The following is a 20530-nucleotide window of genomic DNA, read 5'->3' on the forward strand; positions in this document are numbered from 1 at the left end:
CATGGCGGAGGAAGGTCCGGGCGAAAAGACCCATGCCCCAACCGCCAAGCGGCTGAAAGAGGCGGCGCAAGGCGGCGATGTCCTGCGCTCGCGCGATCTGGGCGTGGCGGTCACGATGCTGCTGGCCGCCGCCTTTTTGCGCGCCGCCGGGCCGTGGATGCTCGATGCGCTGACGCAGGTGATGCGGATCGGCTTTACATGGGACCGGGGCATCATCGAAGATTTCAACCCCGCGCGCATGGCCGCCACGGCGCTGTGGCTGACCGCGCCGCCGGTGCTGGTGCTGGGCCTGCTGATGGCGGCGATGGCGGTGATAACACAGCTTGGCCCCTCGCCGGGCGGGCGCTTCATGATGAGCAATATCGCGCCCAAATTCAGCCGGTTGAACCCGATGGCGGGCTTCAAGCGCATGTTTGGCGCCAATGGCTGGATCGAGGTGGGCAAGGGCCTGCTCAAGCTGGGCCTGCTGGGCGCGATCGCATGGTTCTGGGCCGGGTCGCGGATCGAACCGATGCTCGAACTGGGCGCGGTGGGGCTGGCGGGGCAGTTGAATTTTGCGTGGGACGCGCTGACCAGCCTGTTGTTTCAATTGGCGGGCGGGCTGATCATTATCGCGCTTTTCGATTTTCCCGTGCAATGGATACGCCGGATGCGGCGCTTGCGCATGAGCCTTGAGGAAATCAAGGAAGAGAACAAGCAGCAGGAAGGCAGCCCCGAAGCCAAGGGCGCGCAAAAGCGCCGCCAGCGCCAGATCGCCATGGGCGCCATCGCCACCGCCATGGCCAAGGCGCAATTCGTGGTCACCAACCCCACCCATTTCGCCGTCGCGCTGACCTATGATCCCGACGTGGCCGCCGCGCCCTATGTGCTGGCCAAGGGGCGGGGTGAAAAGGCTCTGGCGATCCGCGAACTGGCGGCCGAACGGGCGCTGCCCTGTCTGGAATTTCCCGGCCTTGCCCGCGCGATCTATTATACCACCCGCGAACAGCAGATGATCCGCGAGGAACTCTATATCGCGGTCGCGGCCGTTTTGTCCTTCGTTTATGCGCTGAAACGCGGCGAAAGCCGCCCCGCGCCCACCATCGATGTGCCCGTCGATCTGCGTTTTGACGGTGACGGGCGCCCCGATCCCGCCAATGATTATGATCCCTTCGCGGCCCCTTAAGTCAGGCTCCCAACGGACGTTCTTTCCACCATGACCACGACCAGCGCCACAACCAGCACCAGCACGGCGTCGACCACGACGACGACGACGGCGAGCACTGCTTCGAGCAGCAATTCATCCGTCGGCTCCCAGTTGCTGACTGCGATGGGCGTGGGGACGGGGATCGACATGACCGCCATGGCGACCAACATCGCCACCGCGCAATATGCCACCCAGACCGATGCGGTGAACAACCAGTTGTCGAACGTGGCGCTCCAGATTTCGCAGGCATCGCAGCTCAAGAGCGATCTGCTGAGCCTGACCTCCTCATTTTCGACGCTGGTCGACAGCGGCAATCTCCTGCCCGCGCCCACCGTCACCAACAGTTCGGTGGCCAGCGCCACCCTGCCCACCGGCAGCAGCGGGGCCACCGGCACCTATTCGCTCGAGGTCACCGCGCTGGCCCAGCCGCAGGTGCTGGCCACCACCAGCTTTTCGGCCAGCGCCGGCACGATGAAGGCGGGTACGCTGACCTTCAATTTCGGTACAACCAGCGGCAGCACCTTTACCGCCGACGCCAGCCATGCCGCCGCAACCGTCACCATCGCCGACGGCGCAACGCTGGCCCAGGTGGCCAGCGCCGTGAACAGCGCGCGGATCGGCGTCACCGCCTATGTGGCCACCAATGCCAGTGGGTCGCAACTGGTGTTCAAGGGATCGGAAGGGGCGGCCAACGGCTTTACCATCACCGCCAATGACACATCGACCAGCAGCAGCACCGGGGCCACCAGCCTGAGCGCGCTGGCCTATGTTCCGGGCACCGCATCGGCCACCATCACCCGCCAGCAGGCCGCGGGCGATGCCGCCTACAAGCTGGACGGCATCAGCCGCACCAGCACCAGCAACACGATCGACAATGCCGCCCCCGGCCTCTCGCTCAAGCTGACCGGCACCAACAGCGGCAATCCCACCACGATCACCTATTCCGACCCGTCCAGCGGCATCACCTCGACCATGAACAATCTGGTCGGCGCGCTCAACGCGATCATGACCGAGCTGAACACCGACATGTCGGCCTCGACCGGCAATCTGTATAACGACCAGGGCGCCAAGGCCGTCTCGCGCGCCTTTTCGCAATTGGCCGGCACGACCATCATGAAGAACGCGGCCACCGGCGATCCCCAGACGCTGGCCGATCTGGGCGTATCGACGCAAAAGGACGGGACTTTCGCACTGGATACGACCAAGCTGGCCAATGCGCTGTCGAACAATCCGGCCGGTGTGGCCGCCATGTTCACCAAGGGCGTCAACGGCATCTACAGCACGATCTACAAAATGACCTCGGCGCTGACCACCAGCACCGACACCGGATCGCTGGCCGGGACGATCACGCGCTATACCGCGCAGCAGACCACGCTGAACACACAGAAGAGCAAGCTGAGCGATCAGCAGGCAGCCCTGCGCGCAAGGTTGATCACGCAATATGCCGCCGCCAATGCCGCAGTGGCCAACTCCAATTCCACGCTGACCTATCTGAAGAACCAGATCGCGGCGTGGAACAAGACAGGCAATTAAGAAGGACAGCTCGACATGCTAGCCCGCCGCAACCCTGGCGAAGTCTATCGCCGGGTGGATTTCGATGCCCGTGTTTCCGGCGCCACGCCGGGCGAATTGGTGCGCCTATGCTATGAACAGTTGATCTCCTCGCTGGGCGGGGCGCTGATCGCGGTACAGCGCGGCGACAACCAGATGAAGAGCCAGATGCTGACCCGCGCGATCTCGGCGCTCAACGCGCTGCATATGGGCGTTGCGGGCGAGGACGGCATCGCCGGAGCGCTGATCCACTTCTATACCGCCACGCGCCGCGCGGTGCTCGACAGTGTGCTGGATTTCGACGCCGATACTATTGCACAGGTCCGTCAGGACTTTATCGACATATCCGAAAGCATGAGTCGGGCCGCGAATTGATGGAAATGGCAGACATGATCGGCACGAATTGTATAAAAATACGGGCGAAAAAAGAAAAATTTCGCGCCAAATTTTCATAAACCGAAACGCAGAACAAAGGCATCAACTGTTTTAATTCAACGACTTGAACGGAAATTTTGGCAAAAGAACCGCAAGTCCTGAAAACCCCGGATTAGCTCTTACGGCCAAATACTTATCACCCCTTGAATGAAACGGTTTCGGATCGAACGCTACGCCGTAACGGAGACAGTTAACATCCAATGCCTAGGCAAATTTTGCTAGGCATTAACCAAGGCCAATTCTGGGGGTGAGGTTACATTGAATAACGGGACCAGCCTTTTTCTCGTCGATGGCGATGTCCGCCGTCGTGCCGCCATTTCTCACTGTCTGGCGGGCAGCACAGTGCATGTCGAACCTTTTGAGGATCCATCCGAACTTATCGCACGCTGGCCCAAGTCCGGGCTGCTGCTGGTGCATGATGATGGCCGCTCCATCGGCATGCTGCTGGCCCAGATGGGCCGACTTGGCCAATGGCTGCCCGTCATCGGCTTTGCCCAGGAGCCCAGCACGAGGCAGGTGGTGGGGGCGGTCCTCGAAGGCGCGATCGACTATGTTTCCTGGCCTTTCACGCGTGAGGAAATCATCGGCGTGGTCGAACAGGCCGAGGCCAAGGCCGAAGTCTTTGGCAGCGCCAAACTCCGCGAGGCACTGGCCCGCAGCCGGGTGGACCGCCTGACCAAGCGCGAGCGCGAGGTGCTGGCGGGCGTGGCGGGCGGCCTGTCCAACCGGATGATCGGCGAAAAGCTCTCGATCTCGCCGCGCACGGTGGAAATCCACCGCGCCAATATGCTGACCAAGATGGGCGCCAACCACACATCCGAGGCGATCCGCATCGCGATCGAGGCGGCTCTGGTCAGTTGACCTGATTGCGGGCGGGCAAACCTATCCGGTTGATGCTTTGGCAAGAAACAAACGGCGCTCGATATGGCGCCGTTTTTTCATGTCAGGGGCAATCGGGGCAAAACGCGTCCGTATCGGCGGGATCTGCGCTTTCGCCGATGCGGCATAACGGGAATACATCGCCCGTATCAAGGATCAGAGCGCCCCCCTCGAACCAACCTGAATTTCTCTTCCGATAGACAGCCTGCAGGACCGGCACGACGAGGCGGCATCCCACGGACAGCCGCCCGGAACAGACTGACCCGGTCCGTTCACCCGAATGCCACACCCCGAAACGTGGCCATGCTGTTTATCGGCCTTGCCGCCGGGATGCCCGACCCGGCCGCTGTTCTGCCGCCGCCCTGCCGCCGTTCCATCGGGGCGGGGGGCGGCCCCTTTTGGCCTCAACCCTGATTGCAGGACGCCATCAAGGCCACGCCCAGTTCGTCGAGCGAGAGGACCTTTTCCGCGGCATTGGCGGCCACGGCCGCAGCCGGGGTTTCCCCCACGGTGGCCGTCGCGGGGTCTTCAACAAAGGTGCGCGAACCGGCATCGCGCAGCAGGCGCAGCCCCTTGGCCCCATCGCCGCCCATGCCGGTCAGAATCGCCCCCACCGCCGGCACGCCCGCCCGCGCCATCGTGCCGAACAGCAGCGTGGCCGAAGGGCGCGCGCCATCGACTGGATCGCGCTGAACCATGCGCAGGCGCGGCGGCGAACCGGGCTCGAACACGACATGCTTTTCCGGATCGGCGGCAATATGGATCATGCCCGGCGTCAGCGTCGCTCCATCCTTGGCCATGCCGATCTTGCACTTCAATTCGCCCGCCATGCGGCAGATGAACGTATCGACCAGCGCCGGCTCGCTTTGCAGCACGATCACCGTGGGCGGGCATTCGGCGGGGAAATCGACCAGCATCTGCGTTAACGCATCGATGCCGCCCATCGATGTGGCCATCGCCAAATAGTGACCGTTCCATGTGAACTGCACTTCGCTGTGGCGCGCCTCGCGGTGGCCTGATTTTTGCGCCTTCACATTGGAATTGGCCGCGGCCAGCACGATCTTGCCCAGCTTGCCCACGGTCTTGGCGAATTGCTCGGGCGTGGCTTTCAGCGGCTTGGGAAAACATTCGACCGCACCCAGCGCATAGGCCTTGAGCGAAGTTTCGGTCCCGCTCTGCGTCAGCGAGGAGAGCATGACCACGGGCAGCGGGTTGGTGGACATGATTTCTTCCAGAAACTCGATACCGCTCATGCCGGGCATTTCCACATCCAGCGTCACCACATTGGGCTTGAGCTGGGCGATCTGGTCGCGGGCCTCGTCGGCATTGGCGGCGGTGCCGATCACGGTCACATTGCGCTGCTGCTCCAACACATCGGAAAACAGCGCTCGCATGGCGGCAGAATCGTCCACAACCAGCACACGTGCATCGTTCATTGTCGCAGCTTTCCCGTCTTAGTTTGATAAACCGGCCATCGCGGCCTGTGCGGGCATGTTTAACCGTGATTCACAAAGCAAATATCCGCCCCCGACTACGTGGTTAGGCCTAATCCCCGTCTAATCACAATTCAGCGCTGCGCCTGTAGCAACCTTCGCTGCAACCGCGCAAACCGGGCGAAATCGGCCTGCGCGCGCCGGTTTCGGGCATTAAGAAAGATGAGGCAGCAGCGCGCATGAAACACCGATCCATTGCCGAAAAGACCCGCACCGGTGCCATGACCATCCTGTTTGTCCTGCTGGTGGCGGGGTTGCTGGCGGGGTGGGGCTTTAACGATATGAGGCCGGGCGGGCCGCTGCATCACCGCCATCAACAGGTCAGCGATTTCGTCGCCGACATCCTGCCGCCGCCCGAATATGTGACCGAGGGTTTCCTCGAAGCCGGCCTGCTGCACAACAATCCCGCGCTGCTGGCCGACAAGCGCAGCCGTCTGGGCGATCTGGAGAGGGCCTTTCGACAAAAGGGCAGCGACTGGGCGGCCTCGGACCTTGATGCCGATCTGAAACAGCAACTGGCCGATCAGACCCAGCGAAGCGGCGAGGAATTCTGGGCCGTGCTCGATCAGGAATACCTGCCTGCCCTGTCGCGCGGCGATGCCCCCGGCGCGCAGGCCGCCTATGACCGGCTGAGCGCCATTTACGCCACCCATCGCAGCCAGATCGAAGGGCTGAGGCAGGCCGCCCTGCTGCGGCAAAAAAAGGCAATTGCCGCCTCCGGCGCGACGACGATGTGGGCGATCATGGCCGGGCTTGGCCTGCTGGGTCTGTTGGCGCTGGGGCTGATTGTGCGGGCCTTGCGCTGGCAGCAGCGCCATGTGCTCGAACCTTTGGCCCAGACCGCGCAGGTGATGGGTCGTATGGCGGCAGGCGATCTGGAGGCGGGCCGCCGCAACCGCCACCGCGAGGACGAGATCGGCGCGATGACCGCCGCCATCGAGGTGTTCCGCGCCGCGACCATCGCCGAGCGCGAGGCCGCCGCCCAGCAGCGGCGCGTGGTCGATTCGCTCTCGCAGGGTTTGCAGCGCATGGCCGGGGGGCAATTGCATTACCGGATCCACACTCCGCTGGGCGAGGAATACGAGTCGCTGCGCCGGGATTTCAACCGCGCGACGCAGGAATTGGCCGAGGCGATCAGCGGCGTGATGGCCACGGCCGCCGGGGTCGAAAAGGGCGCCTCGGAAATTCACGGCGCCTCAGAGAATCTGGCCCGGCGCAACGAGACGCACGCCAATGCGCTGGAGGCAATGGCCGCGACGATGGATCAGGCCACCCAAACGATCCGCGAATCGGCCAGCCAAGCCACCCATGTGCAAGGCTCGATCGCCCAGACCCATCAGACCGCCCTGGCCGGGGGCGACGTGGTGGCCCGCGCCACGCAGGCAATGACGGGGATCGAGCGTTCATCCCAGGAAATCAACCAGATCATCAATGTCATCGACAGCATCGCCTTCCAGACCAACCTGCTCGCCCTGAACGCAGGCGTGGAGGCGGCGCGGGCCGGGGATGCGGGCAAGGGCTTTGCCGTGGTCGCCAATGAGGTGCGCGCGCTGGCCCAGCGCAGCGCGGGCGCGGCCAAGGATATCAAGACGCTGATCCATACCTCGACCGATCAGGTACGGGGCGGAGTGGCGCTGGTGCGCGAAACCGGGGCGGTGCTGGGCAATATCGTCGAACAGGTCGGGCTGATCAACGCGCAGGTCAGCGACATGACGGGTTCGACCCAGTTGCAGGCCGCCTATCTGAGCGAAATCAACAAGGCGATCGCCCACATGGACGGCATCACCAAGCAGAACGCGGCCATGTCCGAACAGGCCAACGCCGCCGCGCACCGTCTGGCCCGGCAGGCGCAGGCGATGAGCACGAGGATGGGCGCATTTGAAACCGCCGAATACCGCCCGCATGGCTGGAATCCGGACCGGAATCAGGACCGGAATCAGGACAGGGGCCGGGAATGGGAGCGCGAGGAAAGCCGCCCATCAGGCCGCGATCAGGGCCACGAATGGGACCGGGCCGAACCTGTTCCCTTCACACGCGCCCGTCGCCGCGAGTTCGGGCGCGAAAGGCCCCTATTTTCTACCGCTGCGTGAAGATCGGCGCGCAATTTCCCCGCGATTCTACCGAGGAGGGCGCAAACATGACGTTGCCAACCAGGGCCTATGATTAACCACAAGGGAAAGCGTGTCTTTCGGGCCTGTCATATGACCCGAAACTGACGCGGAGGGAACAGACAATGCTCGACTGGTTTGCAAAGCAGGCTCCGATCCGGACCAAATTCCATAGTTTGACGGCGCTGGTGGCGCTGATGGGCGCGGCGGGTGTCGCGGCCAATCTGTTGCAGGGCGATGGCTCGCTCTCATCGGGCGCGGCTCTGGCGGTTTCGGCGGGCGCGATGATGCTGGCGGTGCTGGCCGTGGCGCTTGCCGGCCGGATGATCGCGGCCCCCTATGTGGCCACGGTCGAGCGGATGGAGGATATGGCCGCCGGAGATCTGAGCAGCGCGATCCGCCACACCGATCATGCCGATTGCGTGGGCCGCAGCGCGCGCGCGATGGAGGTCTTTCGCGCCAATGCCTATGACCAGAAAAGCCAGAACGAACAGTATCGCCATCTGGAAACGCTGTTCAACCAGTTGGGTGATGCGCTGAAAAAAATGGGGCGCAACCAGCTCGACTGTCAGATCCGCGATCCGTTCCCCGGCCAATATGACGAGGTGCGCAAGGACTTCAACAGCGCGGTGGGCGCTCTGGCCGATGCGATCGCGGCGGTCTCGGCCAGCGCGCGCCATGTGCTGAACGGCGCCAATGAAATCCACTCCGCCTCCAACGACCTGTCCAACCGCAACGAGCAGCAGGCCGCCACGCTGGAGGAAACCGCCGCCGCGATGAATCAGGTGACCGAAGGCGTGCGCGAGAGCGCCCGCAGCGCGCATGACGTGCAAAAGTCGATCACCGAGGCCCATCAGGAAGCCACCGAGGGCGGCATCGTGGTCAGCCGCGCAGTGGAGGCCATGGCCGCCATCGAACGCAGCGCGCAGGAAATCAACCAGATCATCGGCGTGATCGACGGCATCGCCTTCCAGACCAACCTGCTCGCCCTGAACGCGGGCGTCGAGGCGGCGCGCGCCGGGGATGCGGGCAAGGGCTTTGCGGTGGTCGCCAATGAAGTGCGCGCGCTGGCCCAGCGCAGCGCGGATGCGGCCAAGGAAATCAAGGCGCTGATCACCACATCAAGCGAGCAGGTTGCGGGCGGCGTCACGCTGGTGCGTGAAACCGGCACCTTGCTGGGCAAGATCGTGCACCGCGTGGGCGAGATCACGGGCCTTGTGGGCGAAATTGCCGAAAACGCCAATATTCAGGCCAGCGGGCTGGAAATGGTCAACACCGCCGTTGGCGAAATGGACCGCGTGACCCAACAGAACGCCGCCATGGTGGAACAGGCCACCGCCGCCGCGCGCAGCCTTGCCGACGAGGCGCGCGAGTTGAACACCGTGGTCAGCCGGTTCCAGTCGGACGCGCTTGAGGACGGATATGGCCGGCAAAACCGGCAACAGGGCCAGGACGCCGCCGTTCCCTTTGTCCGCCAGAACGCCCGCAGCGCAGCCCGCCTTGCCACGCCCCCGCCCCGCGCTGCGGGCGCCGGTCAGGGCGGCATGGTCCAGGGCAATCTGGCCATCAAACCGCAGGCCGAAGTCTCCACTGATGACTGGTCGGAATTCTAACCCCTCCGGCCCAGCCCCAAACCCAAGACGGGAATTTGCATGATGCGCAAGATTGTCCTGCCCGCCCGGTGCGACCGGGCCGCCGCCGAGGCGCTGTTGCCCGAATTTCAGGCCGCGCTGGGCGCCGGGCCGCTGTCGATCGACGCCAGCGAAACCAGGCAGATCGGTCAGGCCATGCTGCAACTGTTGCTGAGCGCGCGGCGCACCGGCGATGGCGCGACGATCAATCCTTCCTCGGCCCTGCGCGATGCGGCCCGGCTGACGGGTCTGGAAAATGCGCTGTTTGAAGGGAATATGGTATGAGCCCGGAAGAAATTCAGGGGATTTTCTTCCTCGAATGCGAGGAATCGCTGGTTGCCGCCGAACAGGGTCTGGCCGCATGCAAGGCCGGAACGCAGGACAGCGACACCGTCAACGCGATTTTCCGCGCGGTCCATTCGATCAAGGGCGGCGCGGGCGCTTTCGGCTTCGAGGCGCTTCAGGCCTTTACCCATACGTTTGAAACGCTGCTCTCGGATGTGCGCGAAAATCTGGTGCCGATCACGCCCGCGCTGATCGACCTGCTGCTGCGCGCGCTCGATGTGCTGTCCGACCATGTCACGGCCGCGCGCGATGGCGGCAGCCCGCCCGAAGACGCCTCGCTGATCCGCGAAATGGAAGGCGCGATGGCGAATGCCCAGGGGCACCATGACGCGCCCGGCGAACCGGAAGCCGCCGCCCCTACCCCCAACGCCGCCCATGCCGTCACCTTTGACGAAGACGACATGACCAGCGATCTTGACCTAGATGATCTGCTCAACGATCTGGCAGGCGGCAGTCCGGCAGGTGATCCGGCCGCAGATGGCCCGGCCGGGGACGCCCCTGCGCCGGAGACCGGCTGGAAGGTCCACCTGCGCCCCCATGCAGGCGCGATGCGCAATGGCGGCGAACCGCTGCTGCTGCTGCGCGAACTGGCCGCGCTGGGCGCGGTGGCGTGTGAATGCGACACGACCTCGATCCCGGCGCTGGACGATTTCGATCCGCATCAGGGCTATCTGGGCTGGACCTATCTGGTCCCTCAGGATGTCTCCGAGGCCAGCGTGCGCGACATCTTTGATTTCGTGGGCGATGATTGCCCGATCGCCATCGGCCCGGATGCCACGATCCCCCCGATCCAGATCGAGCCGTCCAGCTCCCTGCCCGCGCCCGCCCCTTCGGCGCCCAAGGCGGTGGCCCCCGCGCCCGCGCCGGTTGCCGCCCCTGTTCAGGCGCCGGTCGCGGCCAGCCCGGCTCCTGCCCCCGCCGCCCCCGCACCTGTGCCCGAGGCGGCCGCAGGCAGCGCCCCGCCCGCCGCCCCCGCACCCGGCCAGTCGATCCGCATCGATCTGGTCAAGCTGGACAAGCTGATCGACACGGTGGGCGAACTGGTGATCGCGCAGGCCATGCTGGCCCAGCGGCTTCAGAACGAGAATGTCCAGTCGGTCGAGGAACTGACCCTGCTGGAAAGCCTGACCCGCGACATTCAGGAAAGCGCGATGTCGATCCGCGCCCAGCCCATCGGCAGCGTGTTCAGCCGCGTGCCCCGCATCCTGCGCGAATTGTCGGCCAGCACGGGCAAGCATGTGAACCTGCAGGTCTTTGGTGAAACCACCGAACTGGACAAAACCGTCATCGAGCGGTTGGGCGAGCCTTTGACTCACCTCATTCGCAATGCTGTGGACCATGGCATCGAAAGCCCCGAAGACCGTCTGGCCAAGGGCAAGAGCGCGGAAGGCACATTGACCCTCTCGGCCGAGCATCGTTCGGGCCGCATCCTCATCAAGATCGCCGACGATGGCGCGGGCATCAACCGCGCCCGCGTCTTTGCCAAGGCGGTGGAAAAGGGCATCGTCGCCCCCGATGCGGTGATGTCCAAGGAAGAGATCGAGCAATTGATCTTTGCCGCCGGTTTTTCGACCGCAGCCACCATCACCAATGTTTCGGGCCGGGGCGTCGGCATGGATGTGGTGCGCCAGAACGTCAAGGATCTGGGCGGGCGCATTTCCATCGAATCCGAAGAGGACAAGGGCACGACCTTCATCCTCACCCTGCCGCTGACGCTGGCCATTTCCGACGGCATGATCGTCAAGGTGGGCGACCAGACGCTGGTGGTGCCGCTGACCCATGTGGTCGAAAGCCTGCGCCCCGATCCCAAGGACGTGCAGGGCCTTGGCGCCAGCCGCCAGATGCTCAACGTGCGCGGGCGGTTTATTCCTGTGGTTTCCGTGGCCGAAGCGGTGGGGGCCTATGATGCGGTGGATAATCCTTCGCAGGGCGTGCTGATCGTGGTGGACACCGAGAGTGCGGGACAGGCCGCGCTGCTGGTCGACAATATCTGGGACCAGCGCCAGTTCGTCATCAAAAGCCTCGACACCCATTACCGCAATGTCGACGGCGTGGCGGGGGCGACCATTCTGGGCGACGGGCGGGTCGCGCTGATCCTCAATGTCGACACGCTGGTGCAGGGCGCCGTTTCGGCCGGTTTCGGGCTTGAAGCGGCATGAGCACCGCGCCCGACCTTGCCAGCACCTTTGCCGATGCCATGCCCGGCATCAGCCCCGGCGTCTATGACGAGCGGGACTTCCGGGCCGTGGCGGCGATCGTGTACCGCGAGGCGGGGATCATGCTGCCCTCGGGCAAGGCGATGCTGGTCTATTCGCGCCTTGCGCCCTTGGTGCGCGCCAGCGGGCTTGGCACTTTTGCCGCCTATATCCGCCATGTCGAGGTCGATGCCGGGGAATTGCGCAAGACGATCAATGCGCTGACCACCAACCACACGTTCTTTTACCGCGAGGCGCATCATTTCGAACATTTCGCCCGCGTGGCGCGCCCGCAATTGCTGGCCGATCTGAACCATGGCGAAGCGGTGCGCATGTGGTCGGCCGGGTGTTCAAGCGGCGAGGAAGTGTTTTCGCTGACCATGACCATGCTGGGCCATGATCGCCATGAAGGGATGCAGATCGCCAGGCGCGACATCCGCATTCTGGCCAGCGACATTGCCGACCATGCGCTGAAAAAGGCCAGCGAGGGGCGCTATGGGGCCGGCGATGGCGACGCGCTGCCCGCCGATCTGCGCCAGAACTGGACCAGCACACAGGGCAAGGAGATGGTGATCGGGCCGGAGGCGCGTTCGCTGGTACAGTTCAAACGGCTGAATTTGCAGGGCGAATGGCCGATGCGCCGTCCGTTTCAGGTGATCTTCTGCCGCAATGTGATGATCTATTTCGACCAGCCGACCAAGGACCGGCTGGTCGCCCGTCTGGCCGAAGCGCTCAGCCCCGGCGGGTTCCTCTATATCGGCCATTCCGAGCGCGTGTCGGGCCCTGCCGAGGCCCTGCTCGAACCGGTCGGCCCAACGATTTACCACAGGAGAGGTCGGTGACGATCCGCGTCTTGATCATTGATGATTCGGCCACGATGCGCGCGGTGCTGGCCGCGCGCCTGTCGGGCAATCCGGATATTCAGGTGGTGGGCCTTGCCAACAATGCCGCCGAGGGGCGCCAGCTTATCAAGGAGCTGGAGCCCGATGTCGTGACGCTGGACATCGAGATGCCGGGCATGAACGGCCTCGATTTCCTCGACAAGATCATGACGCTGCGGCCCATGCCGGTCATCATCGTTTCGGGGCTTACGGCGGCGGGCAGCGATGCCACGGCGCGCGCGCTCGCGCTGGGGGCGGTCGATTGCTATTGCAAGACCGACTATTCGGGCGCGGCGATGCAGGATGGCGGCAAGCTGGCCGCCATGGTGCGGCAGGCAGCGCAAGTGACCGTACGCCGCCGCGCCACCGAGGTGCATCACATGGCCGATCCAGTCCGCGCGATCAGCGCCGGCCATGGCCGCACCAACACGCGTGTCATTGCCATCGGCTCGTCCACCGGCGGGGTTGAGGCGCTTCAGGTGCTGCTGCGCAATTTCCCGGAAGATTGCCCGCCCACGCTGATCGTTCAGCATGTCGATGCACGCTTTGCCCCCGCCATTGCCCGCACGCTCAATCAGGCCTCGCCCGCCACGGTCCAACTGGCCGAACCGGACATGCCTTTGAAACGGGGCCATATCTATCTGGCGCCGGGCGATGACCGCCATCTGATGGTGGCGGGCGCCAACAGCCTGCATGCCAAGCTGCGTCCGGGCGAGCTGATTTCGGGCCATCGCCCCAGCGTGGACGCGCTTTTTGCCTCGGTGGCGCAGCGCATCGGGGCCGATGCCATCGGCATCCTGCTGACCGGCATGGGGGCCGACGGGGCAAAGGGCCTGCTGGCGATGAGCCAGGCAGGCGCGCTGACCATCGCTCAGGACGAGGCCAGCTGCACCGTCTTTGGGATGCCGCGCGTCGCCATTTCTCTGGGCGCGGCACAGGTTGTCGCCCCGCTGGGCCGGATTGCCCAACATGCCTTTTCGTAAATCGGGGGAAACCGAATATGTCCTTTGAATCCTCCCCTGCCTCTCCTGTCACGCGGATCAACATCCTGCAGGGTCAGGCCCGCGTCTCGGCGGGCCCGCGCGTGGAATTCTCCACCGTGCTGGGCAGTTGCGTGGCCACATGCCTGTTCGATCCCGAAATCGAGGTGGGGGGCATGAACCATTTCCTGCTGGCCGAACCGCCGCAAGGCACCCACAGCGGCGATTTCGACGAACATTACGGCGTCTATCTGATGGAACTGCTGATCAACGAGATGCTGGCCCATGGCGCGGCCAAATCGCGGATGCGCGCCCATCTTTACGGCGGCGCCAATCTGAACAGCGGCTTTGCCCGGATCGGCACCAAGAACGCCGAATTCGCCCGCACCTTTCTGGCCAGCGAGCGCATCACCGTGGTGCGCGAGGATCTGGGCGGGGTGAACGCAAGGCGCGTCGATTTCCGCCCGGCGCGCGGCCAGGTGCGCTGTCGGACGGTGGAAAACACGCTGGCCCCCGAACCCAAACCCATCATGCGCCCCGCCGTGTCGCGTGGCGATGTCGAACTGTTCTAACGAAAGTGACCCTGCCCATGGATAAGACTACCCGCATTCTGACCGTTGACGACAGCGCAAGCATGCGCGCCCTGCTGAACCATGCGCTCACCAGCCAGGGCTTTGATGTTGCGCAGGCCGAGGACGGCGAAGTCGCCCTCGAATGGCTGGCGCTCAACGAGGTTGATGTGGTGATCACCGACATCAACATGCCGCGTCTGGACGGCTTTGGCCTGATCGAAAAGCTGCGTCAGGGCAACCGCCACCGCGACCGCCCGATTCTGGTGCTGACCACCGAATCGAGCGAGGAAAAGAAGGCCCGCGCCCGCGCCGCCGGGGCCACCGGCTGGATCGTCAAGCCGTTTGACCCGGAAAAGCTGGTTGCCGCCGTGCGCCGCGTTTCCCACTGATATTGGCAAAGGAGCGATCCATGCACCGTGAACTCATCACTTTCGAAGTCGGCGGGCAGGTTTTCGGCATCGACATCATGGCCATCCGCGAAATCCGCGCGTGGAGCCCGGCCACCCGTCTGCCCCGTGTGCCCCATTATGTGGCGGGCGTGGTCAATCTGCGCGGGTCGGTGCTGCCGGTAATCGATCTGGCCGCGCGGCTGGGCTGGGAACCGACCGAGCCGACGCCGCGCCATGCGATCATCGTCACGCAACTGGGTGCGCAGGTGTGCGGGCTGATCGTCGATTCGGTCAGCGACATCGTGACGCTCAACAATGACGCGCTGCAGCCCCCGCCCACCACCGCCAATGACAGCATCATCTCCTTCCTCGAAGGGCTGGCCGCAATCGAGGATCGCATGGTGATGGTGCTCAATCTGGCGGCTCTGGCCGATGGCGACGAGTTTGGCGAGGCGGCATGACCGAGGACAACGCCATGCCCGATCCCGCCCGCATCGCCGCCCATCTGACCACTGTGGCCGATGTGCTGGGTGAACTGGCCGCCGAGATCGAGGAGCTGGGCACCACGCTCTGCCTCGATCCGGCGATCATCGCCCATCATGTGGGCACGCTGCAATCGATCGACCTGATCGCGCAGAAACAGCGCTGGCTGGCCACGCTGCTTCATGCCGATTGCCCGCTGTCGGCGGTCGATACGATCGGGGTCGAGGCGCTCAAGGCGCGCTTTGCCTCGCCGCGCGCGCATTGAGGCCGAAATCGCGGTTCAGTTGAGCAGCGTCCCGGCGGGCCGTTGCCAAAGGTTGTCGGCATAGGCATCGCCGCCCTGCGACCAGACATCGCGGTCGCGCGCGGCGGCCACGGTCGCGGCGGCCCCATGGGTCTGGGTCACATGGGCCAGCGCGGCCAGCAGCGCCGAGGTCAGCGCCATGGCCAGACTGCCGCCTTCCGAGGTCACCTCCTCCTCCATGCCGGGCAGAAATACCGAGGCGAGCCAGGCCCCCTCGATCGAGCGCGACATCAGATAGCTGGCCTCTTCGGGCAGCAGCGCCAGCGCCACGCTGTCGAGCGCGCCCTGTTCGATCAGGCATTCGATGCGCGCCATGGGCGGCAGATGCGAGAGGACGACAGCCAGATCGAAACCGCCGGCCGCACCCGGACTGTCGGGGGCCTGCATCATCAGCGCATGGGCCAACCGCAGGCAATCCCCTTCGTCATCCGAGTCGGTAAGCACACAATCGCGGCACAATTCGGCCAGTCGCAGGCGCCATTCGCCGATGGTCATCGTCAGGGCTTTGGTGGAGGTGTGGGTGCGTTGGGTCATGTCCGTCTCTTCCGCCGCGCCGCAGAAGGAATCAACGATAACGGATGTAGTAAACGGGCGCGAACTGTTCCGCTTTGAGACTTAACAAGTAGTTATCCGTATATCGCCCCTGTGCTGCGTCACAAATTGGGACGAAATTACCTCGATTTCGCACCTTTCTGCGTGCCCAACGAGGCCGATCCGAGGCCATCGCGAATCATGATCCCGCCCCTATTTCGCAAGTGCAGCAATGCATTCTGCCGCAACTTTGCGGCGCAGCATGCAATTCCTGTTGATGAAAGGGGGGATTTGTATTAATTGCCAAGACAAGCCCAAAAAGGGTGACCAACAGAGGATTTGCCCAGACCTTCGCCTTTGGCGCGGGTTTTCGAAAATCACTGAGGGTCAGGAACAGTTAACTGTTCGCAGGAGAAGATGCCATGCGTTTCATGCTCGCCGCATTGTCGGCGGCCGGTGGTTTTGACGCCCCGGTTACAGCAAGATACCCGGATCGCATCACCAATGCGAAGGCGGGGCGGCAGGCGGGGATCAACCCGGCTGCGGTGGTGTTTGGTCCGCCTGGTCAGGATGCGGACCGAAACCCGCTTTAAGGACCAGCGCATGAGCGACCGGGAGGAGGCCCCGGCGAAACGAAACAGCAGCCATATTGCCCACGCCCACCGCGTCCGGGGTCGTCAGGATCCAGCCGTTGACGGTTAGCCCCCTGCCGGATCGGCGGCTGAAGGCGGTGGGACCACCGGAAGAGCAGACGCGAGGCGAATGCGTCTTCCGTTCCCGGCACACCGGCATGCCGGATGTGCGAAAAAGGAAAGTTGGCCGTCCCCGCCGGTGGGACCCACAGCTTTCCGATCGCAGCCCCTTTGTGGGCTGCACCCCCTTCACTTGCGTTTTGGCGCAGGTGAACAAGCCGGCAGCGACGCATCGACCCCATCGCTGCCGGCTTGCTTTCTTTATCCGCCAAACGCCTAAAAGGCCGCCAAGGGGATTGCCCCAAGGCGGCCTTTTTACGTGGCCCTTATGGCCCGTTCAGACGATCAGAACTTCACGCCCAGCTTGGCATAATAATAGCCGCCGTTGATCCCGACCGAGGAGAAGGAGGGATACTGGCTGACATAGGCGGTAGAGGCGACGTTGAACTGTTCCTGACGGCGCGCCGCGTCGATCTTGTCGGGATAGATGCCGAACAGGTTGTTGGCGCCAATCGAGAACTTGATGTCGCGGGTAAAGGCAAAGGTGCCTTCCAGATCGGTCACGAACATCGTGCCGACATGCTGGTAATAATCCTCGGCCTTCTGCGATGACTGGGCCAGCAGCTTGGCCGGACCATAGACCGATTCGCGCAGGTTGACGCTGAACTTGCCGCTTTCCCAATAGGTGTTGAACGTCGCGCGCCACTTGGGCGTGGTGTCGGTCAGGGCGGACTTGGAATATTTGTCGAAAATGCCCTGAAGCGGGTTGATGTTCGAAGGCGCGGCATTGGTCGCCTTGATCGAGGTCTCGTTATAATTGGCCGACAGCGAGAAATCGACCCGACCGCCGACCGCATGGGTGTTATAGGTGGCCAGGAAGTCCACGCCGCGCGTCAGCGTACTCAGCCCGTTGACGAAGGAGTTGATGGTGAGCGAGCCGGACTGGCCGCCGTTGATCGTGTCGATGATCGAGGTGATCGGCACGCCATTGTTATACAACGCCGTCAACACCGAGGGCGAAACGATCACGTTGGACGAACAGTTGGCCGCCGCCAGCGCCGCGCTCAGATTGGTGGAGGGCGTAAACCCGCCCGGCAGGTATCTGCAATTGTTCGAATAGCCCAGGAAGCCCGAGGACTGAACGATACGGTCGCGCAGATAGATCGAATAGGCATCGACCGTGATCGTCAGCTTGGGCAGCGGATTGAGCACCAGACCGAGGCTGAGGTTGGTGGACTTTTCCGGCTTCAGGCCCGAAATGCCCAGCGCCTTGGCGCCCGCCGAATTGGGCGCGAAAATGCCCGAGAGCGAGGCAGGACCCACGTTAATGCCCGAATAGAAACCTTCGGCCAGCGTGGGGGCGCGGAAACCGGTCGAGATCGTGCCGCGCACCGCAACCGCCGGGCTGAAGTCATAACGGCTGGTCAGCTTGAAGACGGTGGTGTCGCCAAAGTCGGAATAGTGTTCATGACGCACCGCGCCGTCGACCAGCCACTTTTCCAGCGGCTTCAAGGAAATGTCGAAATATTGCGAAAGGTTGGTGCGGCTGTTGTTGCTGGCATTGGCGGGTGAGTAGCCGAAGAAGGACTGGATGCCGCCAGCAAGCTTGCCGGTGCCGACGTAATAGGAGGCTGCCTCACCTGCGCCCAGCGCATAAGTGTCGCGGCGCCATTCGCCGCCCGCGGCCAGATGGACCGGCTCGGACAGGCCGACTTCGAGTTCATGGGTGGCATCGAGGTTGACGGTCAGTTGCGAGGCGGTGAAAGAACCGTCAAACACATCGCGCGGGGTGTAACCGGCGCGGGTCGCGGTCGAGGAGTCATAGTAGAGCGCGGCATTGGCCGAGTTCACCACGTAAACCTTGTTCACGTCCTTGCCATAGGTGGCCGACAGGTCGACGGTGGATTTGCCGAAAGTGCCCTTGACCCCGCCGGTCCAGGCAAAGTCGGTTTCCTTCAGGGCTTCCAGCGGCGAGAAGCCGGTCGGGAACGGAATGTCGCCCGAGGCGACCGAACCGGCGGGCGGCGCCACCACAGCGCTCTGTCCATAGACCACGTTGGGCAGGCGGAAGTTCTGGAATGTGCTGCCCGTGCGGGTCGAATAGGAACCGAAAGAGTAGATCTCGATATCCTGAATGCCGGTATAGCCCATGTTGTAGAACATGTTGGTAAGCGCCATGCGGCCATCGCCAAAGATGCGGTTCACATAGGGATAATTGGCCGCAGAGGTCAGGCCCGGAAAGCGCGAGAGGAGCGTGGCGCCCTGCGTGGTGCCCGAAACCACACGCGGATCGACATCGCCGCGGAAGCTGTAATCCTTGACCTTATGCTGCACGGTCAGGTTGAGATACATATTCTCGACCGGCGCCATGCCGATATTGCCGGCCAGTTCATAGTTGAACCCGTCGCCGGCATAATACTGGCCCACCGAGCCGCTGATATAGCCGCCCTTGTCCTTCTTCTTCAGGATCAGGTTGACCACGCCCGCCACCGCGTCCGTGCCGTATTGGGCCGCAGCGCCATCCTGCAGCACTTCGACATGCTCGACCGCCTCCATGGGGATAAGGCCCATGTCGGGGGCGGCGGCGCCCGTCCACATCGCATTGGTCACCACCACGTTGGCCGTGCCGTGGCGGCGCTTGCCGTTGATCATCACCAGCGTGTGGTTGGGGTTCAGCCCGCGCAGCTTCACCGAGGGGTGGAACGCGGTCATGTCATTGCCGAAGGTCTGGATCTGGATGCTGGGCACCGAGAGCGAAAGCGCCTGGTTGATGTCCGAGCGGCCCGCGCGCGCCATCAGATCCGAGCTGAGCACCTGCACGGGCGCGGGGCTGTCGCCCGCCTTGAGGCCGGTCGTGCGCGTGCCGGTCACGATGATGGCAGTGCCTTCCTCGGGCGCGGCGGCGGCGGCCGGTTCGGCGGCAAAGGCCGACGTCGCGCCCAGAACGGTGCTGGAAAGGAGCGCGGCGAGCGCAACCTTCTTGATGGCTTGCATGAAAGTCCCCCTGAACAGGCCGCGCATGCTGCAATGCAACAGGAACCCGTCACCAAAAGCGCCTTCGCTGATGGTCTGGTACGCGGCAAAAATCGTAAAACATACGTGACGAGGGCGGCCAATGCAGTTTCCCTCTACATCGCCGCCTTTCGCAAATGCACAATTTTCCGTCCTAAATGCCCATACGCCGATTTGCGTACCGGCCTGTCAGGCAGCGAAACTGGACTGTTCAACACGCAAAATCGCGACAATATGACCATGGTTCTTCTGTCGAACTGGCGCGTGTTACGTAAAATGAGGAAGTCTATTATGCTGCCCAAAATGCTGAAAACCGTCGGCTGTGCCGCTCTGCTGCCGATTCTGATGGCGGCCGCTCCGGCTCAGGCGCAGGTGACCCGCATCAAGACCAATCCGTCCGCCTTCATTCTGGACGGTGTGCGCGTGGCGCCCGGCAATGAAATCTACTTCCTCTCAGGCCAGCTCGCCTCGCCCATCGACCCGGCCAAGGCCACCGCGATGGAAGATTTCGGCGACACCAAGACCCAGACCGTCAGCGTGCTGAACAAGATCAAGAAGCAGCTCGAATCGCAGGGCTATTCGATCAAGGACGTGGTCAAGATGACGCTGTTCATCGCGGCCGATCCCAAGCTGGGCAAGATCGACTTTGCCGGGGCCAATGCCGGGTTCAAGGAATTCTTCGGCAGCGCGGAAAACCCCGACACCGTGGCCCGCTCGGCGTTTCAGGTGGCCAATCTGGTGGCCCCGCAATTCCTGATCGAGATCGAGGCGATTGCCGCCAAGAAGCCGGCCCCCGCCGCCAAGGCCAAGAAGTAAACCCGGCATAATTGGGAGAGTTAGCACCGGTTTCGGCGCGATGGTCG

The 20530-nt window shown here is 63.6% G+C and carries 20 protein-coding genes; 16 read left to right on the forward strand and 4 right to left on the reverse strand.

Going from position 1 to position 20530, the window contains the following annotated elements:
- Window position 1 precedes the first annotated feature (1 nt).
- Complete coding sequence (locus tag PQ457_RS13440; RefSeq protein ID WP_273617316.1) at window positions 2–1165, forward strand: EscU/YscU/HrcU family type III secretion system export apparatus switch protein; 1164 nt, start codon at window positions 2–4, stop codon at window positions 1163–1165.
- Here the strand turns inward: PQ457_RS13440 and PQ457_RS13445 are convergent.
- On the reverse strand, window positions 1162–1335 hold the full coding sequence (locus PQ457_RS13445; RefSeq protein WP_273617317.1) for a hypothetical protein: 174 nt from the start codon (window positions 1333–1335) through the stop codon (window positions 1162–1164). The two genes, PQ457_RS13440 and PQ457_RS13445, sit on opposite strands and share 4 nt — an antisense overlap.
- Between PQ457_RS13445 and fliD the strand changes: the two genes are divergently transcribed.
- The 3 genes from fliD (at window position 1334) to PQ457_RS13460 (ending at window position 4033) form a co-directional block, all read left to right on the forward strand.
- On the forward strand, window positions 1334–2719 hold the full coding sequence (fliD, locus tag PQ457_RS13450; RefSeq protein ID WP_273617318.1) for a flagellar filament capping protein FliD: 1386 nt from the start codon (window positions 1334–1336) through the stop codon (window positions 2717–2719). The two genes, PQ457_RS13445 and fliD, sit on opposite strands and share 2 nt — an antisense overlap.
- 15 nt (window positions 2720–2734) lie before the next feature.
- Window positions 2735–3112: a flagellar export chaperone FliS gene (locus PQ457_RS13455; RefSeq protein WP_273617319.1), complete on the forward strand. Its 378-nt coding sequence runs from the start codon at window positions 2735–2737 to the stop codon at window positions 3110–3112.
- Between the two features lie 318 nt (window positions 3113–3430).
- Window positions 3431–4033, forward strand: a complete 603-nt coding sequence (locus PQ457_RS13460; protein ID WP_273617320.1) for a response regulator transcription factor — start codon at window positions 3431–3433, stop codon at window positions 4031–4033.
- A gap of 422 nt (window positions 4034–4455) precedes the next feature.
- Here the strand turns inward: PQ457_RS13460 and PQ457_RS13465 are convergent, their stop codons facing one another.
- The gene (locus PQ457_RS13465; RefSeq protein ID WP_273617321.1) at window positions 4456–5487 is read right to left on the reverse strand and encodes a chemotaxis protein CheB; all 1032 of its coding nucleotides are present in this window, start codon (window positions 5485–5487) and stop codon (window positions 4456–4458) included.
- Between the two features lie 236 nt (window positions 5488–5723).
- On the opposite strand from PQ457_RS13465, the gene PQ457_RS13470 reads away from it, so the two are divergent.
- The 10 genes from PQ457_RS13470 to PQ457_RS13515 all read left to right on the forward strand — a co-directional run bounded on the left by PQ457_RS13470 (window position 5724) and on the right by PQ457_RS13515 (window position 15393).
- Window positions 5724–7634: a methyl-accepting chemotaxis protein gene (locus PQ457_RS13470; protein WP_273617322.1), complete on the forward strand. Its 1911-nt coding sequence runs from the start codon at window positions 5724–5726 to the stop codon at window positions 7632–7634.
- A gap of 143 nt (window positions 7635–7777) precedes the next feature.
- Window positions 7778–9265 (forward strand): methyl-accepting chemotaxis protein, encoded by a 1488-nt coding sequence (locus PQ457_RS13475; RefSeq protein ID WP_273617323.1) that lies wholly within the window; start codon window positions 7778–7780, stop codon window positions 9263–9265.
- A gap of 39 nt (window positions 9266–9304) precedes the next feature.
- The gene (locus PQ457_RS13480; protein ID WP_273617324.1) at window positions 9305–9568 is read left to right on the forward strand and encodes an STAS domain-containing protein; all 264 of its coding nucleotides are present in this window, start codon (window positions 9305–9307) and stop codon (window positions 9566–9568) included.
- On the forward strand, window positions 9565–11787 hold the full coding sequence (locus PQ457_RS13485) for a chemotaxis protein CheA (protein WP_273617325.1): 2223 nt from the start codon (window positions 9565–9567) through the stop codon (window positions 11785–11787). Before PQ457_RS13480 ends, PQ457_RS13485 begins: the two co-directional genes overlap by 4 nt.
- Window positions 11784–12665, forward strand: coding sequence for a CheR family methyltransferase (locus tag PQ457_RS13490; protein ID WP_273617326.1), 882 nt, complete (start codon window positions 11784–11786; stop codon window positions 12663–12665). Before PQ457_RS13485 ends, PQ457_RS13490 begins: the two co-directional genes overlap by 4 nt.
- Window positions 12662–13687 carry a protein-glutamate methylesterase/protein-glutamine glutaminase gene (locus PQ457_RS13495; protein ID WP_273617327.1) on the forward strand — a complete coding sequence of 342 codons (1026 nt, stop codon included), beginning with the start codon at window positions 12662–12664 and terminating at the stop codon, window positions 13685–13687. Before PQ457_RS13490 ends, PQ457_RS13495 begins: the two co-directional genes overlap by 4 nt.
- A 17-nt stretch (window positions 13688–13704) precedes the next feature.
- The gene (locus PQ457_RS13500; protein ID WP_273617328.1) at window positions 13705–14256 is read left to right on the forward strand and encodes a chemotaxis protein CheD; all 552 of its coding nucleotides are present in this window, start codon (window positions 13705–13707) and stop codon (window positions 14254–14256) included.
- Between the two features lie 17 nt (window positions 14257–14273).
- Window positions 14274–14645 carry a response regulator gene (locus tag PQ457_RS13505; protein WP_168604272.1) on the forward strand — a complete coding sequence of 124 codons (372 nt, stop codon included), beginning with the start codon at window positions 14274–14276 and terminating at the stop codon, window positions 14643–14645.
- A 20-nt stretch (window positions 14646–14665) separates the two neighbouring features.
- Window positions 14666–15106 carry a chemotaxis protein CheW gene (locus PQ457_RS13510; RefSeq protein WP_168604271.1) on the forward strand — a complete coding sequence of 147 codons (441 nt, stop codon included), beginning with the start codon at window positions 14666–14668 and terminating at the stop codon, window positions 15104–15106.
- Entirely contained in the window at window positions 15103–15393 is a 291-nt protein-coding gene (locus PQ457_RS13515) for a hypothetical protein (protein WP_273617329.1), read from the forward strand. The genes PQ457_RS13510 and PQ457_RS13515 overlap by 4 nt, the downstream gene beginning before the upstream one ends.
- Window positions 15394–15408: 15 nt before the next feature.
- On the opposite strand, the gene PQ457_RS13520 is transcribed toward PQ457_RS13515, so the two are convergent.
- A complete protein-coding gene (locus PQ457_RS13520; RefSeq protein ID WP_273617330.1) occupies window positions 15409–15966 on the reverse strand; it encodes a hypothetical protein in 558 nt (185 codons plus the stop codon).
- 419 nt (window positions 15967–16385) lie between these two features.
- On the opposite strand from PQ457_RS13520, the gene PQ457_RS13525 reads away from it, so the two are divergent.
- On the forward strand, window positions 16386–16556 hold the full coding sequence (locus PQ457_RS13525) for a hypothetical protein (RefSeq protein ID WP_273617331.1): 171 nt from the start codon (window positions 16386–16388) through the stop codon (window positions 16554–16556).
- 444 nt (window positions 16557–17000) lie between these two features.
- Here the strand turns inward: PQ457_RS13525 and PQ457_RS13530 are convergent, their stop codons facing one another.
- Window positions 17001–19649, reverse strand: coding sequence for a TonB-dependent receptor plug domain-containing protein (locus PQ457_RS13530; RefSeq protein ID WP_273617332.1), 2649 nt, complete (start codon window positions 19647–19649; stop codon window positions 17001–17003).
- Window positions 19650–19958: 309 nt separating this feature from the next.
- Here PQ457_RS13530 and PQ457_RS13535 point away from each other — a divergent pair, with 309 nt between their 5' ends.
- Window positions 19959–20483 (forward strand): Rid family hydrolase, encoded by a 525-nt coding sequence (locus PQ457_RS13535; RefSeq protein ID WP_273617333.1) that lies wholly within the window; start codon window positions 19959–19961, stop codon window positions 20481–20483.
- Window positions 20484–20530: the final 47 nt, after the last annotated feature.

Origin of the sequence: Novosphingobium humi, from assembly GCF_028607105.1 — a bacterium.
In the GTDB taxonomy this organism is placed as follows: Bacteria; Pseudomonadota; Alphaproteobacteria; order Sphingomonadales; family Sphingomonadaceae; genus Novosphingobium; species Novosphingobium humi.

Excerpts from the sequence above, each read along its gene's own strand:
- PQ457_RS13440 (WP_273617316.1), top strand. The coding sequence starts at position 2 with ATGGCGGAGGAAGGTCCGGGCGAAAAGACCCATGCCCCAACCGCCAAG.
- fliD (WP_273617318.1), top strand. The coding sequence starts at position 1,334 with ATGACCGCCATGGCGACCAACATCGCCACCGCGCAATATGCCACCCAG.
- PQ457_RS13445 (WP_273617317.1), bottom strand. The coding sequence starts at position 1,335 with ATGTCGATCCCCGTCCCCACGCCCATCGCAGTCAGCAACTGGGAGCCG.
- PQ457_RS13455 (WP_273617319.1), top strand. The coding sequence starts at position 2,735 with ATGCTAGCCCGCCGCAACCCTGGCGAAGTCTATCGCCGGGTGGATTTC.
- PQ457_RS13465 (WP_273617321.1), bottom strand. The coding sequence starts at position 5,487 with ATGAACGATGCACGTGTGCTGGTTGTGGACGATTCTGCCGCCATGCGA.
- PQ457_RS13470 (WP_273617322.1), top strand. The coding sequence starts at position 5,724 with ATGAAACACCGATCCATTGCCGAAAAGACCCGCACCGGTGCCATGACC.
- PQ457_RS13475 (WP_273617323.1), top strand. The coding sequence starts at position 7,778 with ATGCTCGACTGGTTTGCAAAGCAGGCTCCGATCCGGACCAAATTCCAT.
- PQ457_RS13480 (WP_273617324.1), top strand. The coding sequence starts at position 9,305 with ATGATGCGCAAGATTGTCCTGCCCGCCCGGTGCGACCGGGCCGCCGCC.
- PQ457_RS13485 (WP_273617325.1), top strand. The coding sequence starts at position 9,565 with ATGAGCCCGGAAGAAATTCAGGGGATTTTCTTCCTCGAATGCGAGGAA.
- PQ457_RS13490 (WP_273617326.1), top strand. The coding sequence starts at position 11,784 with ATGAGCACCGCGCCCGACCTTGCCAGCACCTTTGCCGATGCCATGCCC.
- PQ457_RS13500 (WP_273617328.1), top strand. The coding sequence starts at position 13,705 with ATGTCCTTTGAATCCTCCCCTGCCTCTCCTGTCACGCGGATCAACATC.
- PQ457_RS13505 (WP_168604272.1), top strand. The coding sequence starts at position 14,274 with ATGGATAAGACTACCCGCATTCTGACCGTTGACGACAGCGCAAGCATG.
- PQ457_RS13510 (WP_168604271.1), top strand. The coding sequence starts at position 14,666 with ATGCACCGTGAACTCATCACTTTCGAAGTCGGCGGGCAGGTTTTCGGC.
- PQ457_RS13515 (WP_273617329.1), top strand. The coding sequence starts at position 15,103 with ATGACCGAGGACAACGCCATGCCCGATCCCGCCCGCATCGCCGCCCAT.
- PQ457_RS13520 (WP_273617330.1), bottom strand. The coding sequence starts at position 15,966 with ATGACCCAACGCACCCACACCTCCACCAAAGCCCTGACGATGACCATC.
- PQ457_RS13525 (WP_273617331.1), top strand. The coding sequence starts at position 16,386 with ATGCGTTTCATGCTCGCCGCATTGTCGGCGGCCGGTGGTTTTGACGCC.
- PQ457_RS13530 (WP_273617332.1), bottom strand. The coding sequence starts at position 19,649 with ATGCAAGCCATCAAGAAGGTTGCGCTCGCCGCGCTCCTTTCCAGCACC.
- PQ457_RS13535 (WP_273617333.1), top strand. The coding sequence starts at position 19,959 with ATGCTGCCCAAAATGCTGAAAACCGTCGGCTGTGCCGCTCTGCTGCCG.